Annotated in this window: 8 protein-coding genes; 6 read left to right on the forward strand and 2 right to left on the reverse strand. The window is 51.5% G+C overall.

Annotated elements, in window-relative coordinates:
- The 4 genes from AC2FJZ_RS22105 to AC2FJZ_RS22120 all read left to right on the forward strand — a co-directional run.
- Nucleotides 1-255: hypothetical protein (locus AC2FJZ_RS22105; protein WP_496780371.1), on the forward strand; the 255-nt coding region annotated here is incomplete at its 5' end.
- 80 nt (nt 256-335) lie between these two features.
- Nucleotides 336-530 (forward strand): YqaE/Pmp3 family membrane protein, encoded by a 195-nt coding sequence (locus AC2FJZ_RS22110; protein ID WP_496780373.1) that lies wholly within the window; start codon nt 336-338, stop codon nt 528-530.
- Nucleotides 531-1,203: 673 nt separating this feature from the next.
- Nucleotides 1,204-1,776, forward strand: coding sequence for a carboxymuconolactone decarboxylase family protein (locus AC2FJZ_RS22115; protein ID WP_496780375.1), 573 nt, complete (start codon nt 1,204-1,206; stop codon nt 1,774-1,776).
- A gap of 222 nt (nt 1,777-1,998) precedes the next feature.
- Nucleotides 1,999-2,778 (forward strand): methyltransferase domain-containing protein, encoded by a 780-nt coding sequence (locus AC2FJZ_RS22120; RefSeq protein WP_496780377.1) that lies wholly within the window; start codon nt 1,999-2,001, stop codon nt 2,776-2,778.
- A gap of 382 nt (nt 2,779-3,160) precedes the next feature.
- Here AC2FJZ_RS22120 and AC2FJZ_RS22125 read toward each other — a convergent pair whose 3' ends face one another.
- A complete protein-coding gene (locus AC2FJZ_RS22125) occupies nt 3,161-4,081 on the reverse strand; it encodes a sulfurtransferase (protein WP_496708201.1) in 921 nt (306 codons plus the stop codon).
- 265 nt (nt 4,082-4,346) lie between these two features.
- Here AC2FJZ_RS22125 and AC2FJZ_RS22130 point away from each other — a divergent pair, with 265 nt between their 5' ends.
- Together AC2FJZ_RS22130 and AC2FJZ_RS22135 are read left to right on the forward strand one after the other, a co-directional pair.
- Nucleotides 4,347-4,877 carry a hypothetical protein gene (locus tag AC2FJZ_RS22130; RefSeq protein ID WP_496780379.1) on the forward strand — a complete coding sequence of 177 codons (531 nt, stop codon included), beginning with the start codon at nt 4,347-4,349 and terminating at the stop codon, nt 4,875-4,877.
- Nucleotides 4,878-4,988: 111 nt separating this feature from the next.
- A complete protein-coding gene (locus tag AC2FJZ_RS22135) occupies nt 4,989-6,869 on the forward strand; it encodes an adenylate/guanylate cyclase domain-containing protein (protein WP_496780381.1) in 1,881 nt (626 codons plus the stop codon).
- Between the two features lie 82 nt (nt 6,870-6,951).
- Here AC2FJZ_RS22135 and AC2FJZ_RS22140 read toward each other — a convergent pair.
- Nucleotides 6,952-7,211: hypothetical protein (locus tag AC2FJZ_RS22140; protein WP_496780383.1), on the reverse strand; the 260-nt coding region annotated here is incomplete at its 5' end.

Below are 7,211 nucleotides of genomic sequence, written 5' to 3' on the forward strand. Positions count from 1 at the left end.
CTTGGCGGCAAAACTCCGAAGATCAAAGGCACACACCTCGATCTGGCTGTAGAGCAAGCCAGGGACACGGCAAAGGCGCTGGCTGGTGCGAAACCGGCCCCTGCCCCGGTGAAAGAGGTTTCGGAAAAAGATCAGGAACTTCAGGCGGCATTTGACGCGCAGCGCACGGTAGCAAAGCGGAAAAGCCGGTCAGCGAAAGATATGGCGATGGAGAAAATGAGAGCCAAACGGCCAGAAAGTAGCGCCTCCGCTTGACGGGGGTGCTGTTTCAGTAAATCTGCGTCTCACGATGTTCGTGAGAACATAGCGGTCTAACTATCAGAAGGTCATTTTAGATGAGATTGATACTTGCGATTTTGCTTCCGTTTGTGGTTTTCTTTACGATCAGACGCCCATTTCAGGGCTTTTTCTGCCTGCTCCTGCAATTGACGCTCATTGGCTGGATTCCGGCTGCGATTTGGGCTGTGTACTCGCTGAGCCAGTACAACACAGACAAGAAGATCAAGGCGGCGACCAAGGATAAGGTGTAAAAAATGAATGAAATCGAGCTGAACAAGCACGTCGCGGAACTCAACCGAGGCGCGCAGATGATGGATGCCCAGACTGAGGACAACAAGAAACTCCCCGGGTCTTCGGTGGTATCACGAGTGGGCCGGATTTTAGTTGAGACGGGCGGTGTAGAACTACTTCACAAGGCTCACCAACGAGTTGATGCGAGGTATCAAAGAACTGTAGAGCTTCAGTGGTACGGCCTCACTGATGGCGATAGGCAATGGCTGCCATAGTGTCCAGAAACAATCTGCGAAGGAAGGAAAGGTCGCCAGCAGGCGGCTTTTCTCATCGGGTAATCTTTAACGCTTACATGTCGCTCGGCACATCTATCGCATGCTTTTAGAGCCGTATCCGCCATTGATCCTACGTGCAGAGAACAACCACTTCGAGCCCACTTTGATCGATGCAACGCGGTGCCCCAATGACGGCGACGTGCAGAAACCAGACTTTGTAAATTTACGAGAACGGCTCAAAAGAAATTGCCTTTCACCAAACGGCGAACATTCTGGGGTGTCGTCAGGCAAACTAACCGTTCGCAGTATTCCGACAGAATCTCTGTGCGGAACCCGGAATTGCGTTAAAGTTGCGTAAACAACGTTGGTTCCTCACTTTGAGACGAAATTATCCAAAGCAAGATTGAAAGAAAATAGAATGAAACGCCTGTTTCCATCTCTGCCGGAGAACGCGACACTTGGAAGTGTCTATCAAGCCTTTCCTGACAAGCTTTCTCCGCTTTGTGCGTACGAAAGCCTTGTGATGAGGGGAGAGAGCGAGCTATCGGTTGCCGAGCGTGAGTTAATCGCAGCCTACGTCTCGGGCTTGAATGCTTGTGCGTATTGCCATGGCGCACACATCGTTTTCGCCAAAGCCTACGGCATTGAGGTCGAGACAATCGAGGCACTGATGGAAGATCGCGATACGGCACCCGTCGAGGATCATCTCAAACCGTTACTGGCATACATTGAAAAGCTTACTGTCTCGCCATCACGAATGACGGAAGCCGACGCAAATGCAGTCTACGCGGCAGGCTGGTCGGAGAGAGCGTTGTTCGATGCTATCCAGGTCTGCGGTGTCTTTAATCTCGTGAACCGCTTCATAGAAGGAACAGGTGTCCAAAGTCCTGGCAACGATCCAAAGCAAGCGGATGAGGCCACATTAAACCGATACCGCAGTGACACCTTCTACACCGATTTCGGACGAGAGAACGGCCTCGACATCCGTTGAATTGACGTTGTTCTAACGTTCGAACCGCTACGAAAGGCTGGTCCGATAAAGCAGCAGAAGCGTCCTTATCTCCCGAGGTTAACCAATTCGTCGATACCAGTCGGCACCTTCAGTTATTTTGGTAGATCCATGTTCAAACCTCGATGATCCGTCCGGCTTTTCGTAGATAACCCATTTTCTGATAAGGTTTGGAGACTTGTGAGCTTTGTAAGGGGGGGAGAGTTGCTTAAGTTTGACGCTGAGACAACGAGATTACTTGAAATTGCCTATCAGGGAGCTGAGTTGACACGGCGAAGACAGGCTTCATTTGATGCGCTGTGCCCTGCTCCCGGTGAAACTATTTTGGACATTGGTTGTGGCAACGGTCTGTTAACGGCAGAGTTGGCTCGCACAGTTGGTTCGGATGGTTATGTCATCGGGATCGACCCAAGCGAGGACATGACAGCAGCCGCAAAAGAACGATGCAGCGACTACGCAAACGTGGAGTTTAGTGCAGGTTCCGCAAATCACTTGCCCATTGAGGATGAACGTGCTGACAAGGCCGTCTCGGTACAGGTCTTTGAGTACATCGAAGACGTAGACGGTGCATTGGCTGACACGCTGCGGTGCGTCAAACCCGGTGGGCGCCTTGTCATCAGCGATCTACACTTTGGCAGCTTGATTTGGTTCAGCGACGAGCCCGACAGAATGCAAAAGATGCTGACATCCTGGAACCAGCACTTTGTGAGTGGTTCCGTCCCGGAAAGACTGCCCGCACTGATAAAGGCTCGCGGCAACCATGTGGAAGATGTCTTGTCGTTCACAATGACAGATCACCAGCTAAAACCTGATGGCCTCGCAATCATGATGATGCACCTCATGAAGCAATATGCTGTCGCAAATGACCATGTTGATCCCGCTGTTGCGCAATCGTGGTTCGACGAGCAGTTCGGCCTTGCAAAGGTTGGACGCTTCTTTTTTTCGATGACCCAATTTATCGTCGTGGCGCGTAAAAGGGATTGATAGACCGAAATGACTTGGCCTCGGTTCTTCCACTGACTCGCTGAAAGGGGCAGTTCAAGAGCCCCCCTCAGGTGTGGCGGTCGTCGTGATTGGTGCTGCAATCTTTTGTCCGTACTTAATTGTCGCCGTTGAGGCCCCAAGGAGGGTCAAGACGTGCAGCCATTGATCAGGCGTTCGAACGACCGCAGCGATATCGTCGGCCAGAGGTTAGAGGCTTCGTTAAGTTCTTCGCACCTCGATACGCTGCAATCTACAAGTAGTGATCGATTAAAAAAGAACTGATGCTATACTTTTTGAAACGCGGACAAGCTCTTTTGCATTTAAACGAGTTCAGCGGACAAAGAGAGCGCCGGTTTAAACCATTCCTCTCCGCACAGGGGTTTCAGGACGTTTCAATCGGAAGGCTTTGATCGGCGCTCCACTCAGCCCAGGAACCATCATAGAGGCGCGACTTGTCGAACCCCATGTGGCGAAGCGCAAGGAGACCGCAGGAGGCGGCAATACCGCGACCGCAATACGCGATAACCTCGTCGTCGGTTTGAATTCCCTTGTCCTGATAGTGCTGAAGGAGGCGGAGGCGATCCGCCAACCTGAATGAGCCTCGTTCCTGTAGTTTTGCTGTCCGCTCAGCAATAGGTGTGTGTGCCAAAACCGGATCGATGTTCGATATCGCCGGTATGTTAACTGCACCAGGGATATGTCCCGAGCGACCTCCCCAAGTGTGAACACCGTCGCCTCGGAAGAGGTCGTTTGGCAGAAAGTCCACAACTCTGACCTCAGGCTTACCTATCGCGTCCAGAACGTCAGTTTTGCTGGCAATCCAATTGCTCTGCACCTTGGGAGCGAAGTCGCCAGGCTCAACGGATGGATCACCAGCTTCAACCGGTCGACCTTCCAGTTTCCATTGCTGCAAACCGCCATCCAAAACCTGCACATTTTCATGGCCATAGTGCGAAAGCGCCCACCAAAGACGTGCAGAAGCCAAGGGCAGCCCAGAGTCATCGTAAACCACGACATGACTGTCATTGGATACACCCAACTCGCGCATCTTTTTCCCGAAATCCTCAGGTCCGAGCATCATATCGGGAATGTTCTGAGTGCTGTCCGCAAGCTCCGTCGACATACCAACATACACGGCGCCAGGAATGTGCTCAGCTTGGAACTCGCTCCTGTCGTCGTAGGCCACACCCTTGCCGTTTTCCTCCCTAAACTTCCAGCGAACATCAATGATGCGCAGTTTCGGGTCGGTCAGGTTATCTGCCAACCAAGTCGTATCAATGAGTGGGCGAGTATGTGTTGCCATCCCTACGTTCTCCTCTAACCGGACGTCGGTCGAGCCGTATGGAATAATCCTCAAAATTGGCTTCGGAGTCCAATTTTGGAAGATCGGGATCTGGCGGAGCCACTATGGTCGGAATTAGATTTCGATGAACGTATTGCCTATCGGAAGCAATTTAAGCTGAAATTACGGCACCTTGTTAAGTCGATTTCCTTTGACTCACTCATAGTTAAGCATGCTCATATAGCTCGCTGACGGACAGGTTTGGAACAGACAGTGGAAGGTTTGGATGCTCGAAGATCGGTACGGAAGCCCGCTAACGACAACATCACAAACTGCACGTGACGCCTATGTTGAAGGCATCGACCGTTTTCTGGGTGCTTTTGATGATGTCGAAGAAGCTTACTGTTCTGCAATGCAGGCAGATGATAGTTTTGCCATGCCCCATGTTGGCCTTGCGCGCTATCTTGTTACCGTCGGCCGCGGACAAGATGCAGAGCGAGAATTAGCCGCCGCAAAGGAACTGTCGCAAGGCGTCAGCCCGCGCGAAGCCGCCCAGATCGAACTTATCAACGATCTCATTGAGGGGCGTGCACCGCAGGCCTACAGGCGCATTCGAGATCACGTCGCAGACCATCCGCGAGATATTTTGCTGGCTCAGACATGTACCAGCGTATTTGGCTTAATCGGATTTTCAGGTCAGGCAGGACGCGAGGCAGAGCAGCTTGCGTACTCCACACCGCGGCGCTCCACCTCATCGCCGACACTATGTTGGCGTCTTCTAGCTACCACCCTTAGTCTCCGCTGTGACAAAAATTGATTTTCCTGAGCCTGAGCGACGCCGATTATGAGTGATCAGATCTTGGGCGAACGTAGAACTATGGATTCAATAGATCAGGATGGATAGTCTTCGGTGTAGGGGAGAACGGGAGTGGAACGCCGCCTTACCACTATCTTGAGTATTGACGTCGTGGGCTACTCGCGACTGATGGAACGCGATGAGGCAGCGACGCTGGCTGCACTAAAGTCGCATCGGTTGGAACTCATTGACCCCTTTGCAGCGAGTTTTGTTGGCAAGACGATCAAGTTGATGGGTGATGGTGCGCTGCTGGAGTTCGAAAGCACCGTACAAGCAATGAAATTTGCCGTTTCTGTTCAAAACGAAATGATATCTCGAAATTCGGACGTTCTAGAAAGCGAAAGAATTGTGTTTCGGATCGGCATAAACATCGGAGATGTGATTGCCGAGGATGGAGACATTTATGGTGATGGCGTCAACGTCGCTGCCCGCCTTGAAGGTTTGGCCGAGCCCGGAGGCATTTGCATTCACCGCAGCGTAAGGGACCAGGTGCAGGACAAGCTGGATCTGAATTTCAAGGATCTGGGTGAGACCGAAGTCAAGAACATAGAGAGACCAGTCCGAGCATTCGAAGTCATTCTGGATGACAAGGCCAAAGCTTTGGCTATTTCAGAGCCAATTGCGCATACGAAACCACCGATATCCAAGTGGGCGCCAACGCTTGTCGGTGCAGTATGCATCTGTTTGGTGCTGGTTGCGGTCATATGGTGGCGATCCAGAGAAGTGGCACCCCTGGCCGAACAAGAAGAGTTGGTGCTTGCCATCCCGGACGTTCCTTCCATTGTCGTTTTGCCTTTTGAGAACCGCTCAACGGTTGAAGAGATCGGCTATCTGGCAGAAGGCTTTGGAACAGCAATAACAACGCAGCTGTCGAAGTTTCCGCAGCTATTTGTGATCGCTGGTTCGACTTCGATTAGCTTTGCCGACAGTTTGGTCAAACCGCGAGAAGTAGGCCGAGAGCTCGGTGTACGATATGTTTTGTCAGGCGGCGTTCAGAGCGTTGGCGAGAATATTTCAATTAATTCTACGCTCATAGAGACGGAGTCTGGGCACGCTCTATGGTCGGAACAATATGACGTTGGGATCGAAGAATTGTTTGTGGCACAGGCCGACCTTGTTAGGGAAATCGTATCAACCCTGAAAATAGTAGTAGAAGAAGAGGAAATCGCGTCGTTGAAGAAACGACCGACTGATGACCCACAAGCATATGAACTTTTTCTGAAAGCTGTCGCGAAGAGCAAGCTGTTGAACACTGCAAGTCGGCAACAGGCAATTGACCTGCTGGAGCGAGCTATAGTTCTCGATCCAGACTACCTTTCTGCCCATATCGAACTGAGCGGTCGCTATCTTAGCCTCTGGCGCTTTGGAGGTTCAGACGATCCAGAGACTGCGCTGAACAACGCTCGTCAGCACACCGAGCGCGCGTTAGAACTGGATCAAACTGACTATCGCGTTCAACATCGCTTGGGACAGCTACATTTATTTGCAGACCACGATCACCAACTCGCATACGAGGCGTTTCAGCGCGCAACTCGGGAGAACCCAAATGACCCGGAGGTCTTGTATGACATGGGCTTTTTGCGCTCGCTTATGGGTGAGCCAGCCGAAGCGATTGAGTGGAACATCAAGGCAAAGAGGGTCAACCCGCGTTATCCCGGCTGGTACAATTTTAATGCTGCACTTTCTCATTTCCTAATCAGGGACTACGAACAGGCAATTCTGCTGGCAAAAACCGGTATCTCAACCTATCCAAAGTCGCTTCCTCCGCGCCGCATCTTGGTCGCAACACTCGCAGAAATGGGACGTCTAGAAGATGCACAGGTTGAAGCAAAGAAATTGCTCGAAATCAGGCCGGACTTCCGTGTTTCTGCACACAGAAACACACCCTTTATGCATAAAGAGGACCAGAATCGGTATTTTGGTGCAATGATTGCAGGTGGGTTGCCTGAATAGCATAGTTTTCGGAAACCTGAATACTGTCGTCATGCGCAGTGATCAATAATTGAATTGATCCCAGACAATGGCAATTCGAGCCTCATCTGTCGAATGCAGCGAGTTTCACTAATGACAACGAAGCGCGGAAAGCGGAAGTTAGCAGCGGGTTGTGCCAAAGCCTTCCATGCAGGCGCGAGCCGATTTGTGCTATGATCACGGCTGAGGAAATCAAAAGCCGAGTCTTCGATTGATCACCACGCACCAAGGGAGTTTCAATGAAAAAGATGTCTTTCAGGCTGATACCCAACCCAAACGACATGGTGGCCTCGGATTTCACCGATCCTGGCTCCTTCACGACCA

It is taken from the genome of Ruegeria sp. CDSA079 (genome assembly GCF_059612245.1).

What these genes read in the sequence shown, in the direction of transcription:
- AC2FJZ_RS22110 (WP_496780373.1), top strand. Translation starts at nt 336, where the DNA reads ATGAGATTGATACTTGCGATTTTGCTTCCGTTTGTGGTTTTCTTTACG.
- AC2FJZ_RS22115 (WP_496780375.1), top strand. Translation starts at nt 1,204, where the DNA reads ATGAAACGCCTGTTTCCATCTCTGCCGGAGAACGCGACACTTGGAAGT.
- AC2FJZ_RS22125 (WP_496708201.1), bottom strand. Translation starts at nt 4,081, where the DNA reads ATGGCAACACATACTCGCCCACTCATTGATACGACTTGGTTGGCAGAT.
- AC2FJZ_RS22130 (WP_496780379.1), top strand. Translation starts at nt 4,347, where the DNA reads ATGCTCGAAGATCGGTACGGAAGCCCGCTAACGACAACATCACAAACT.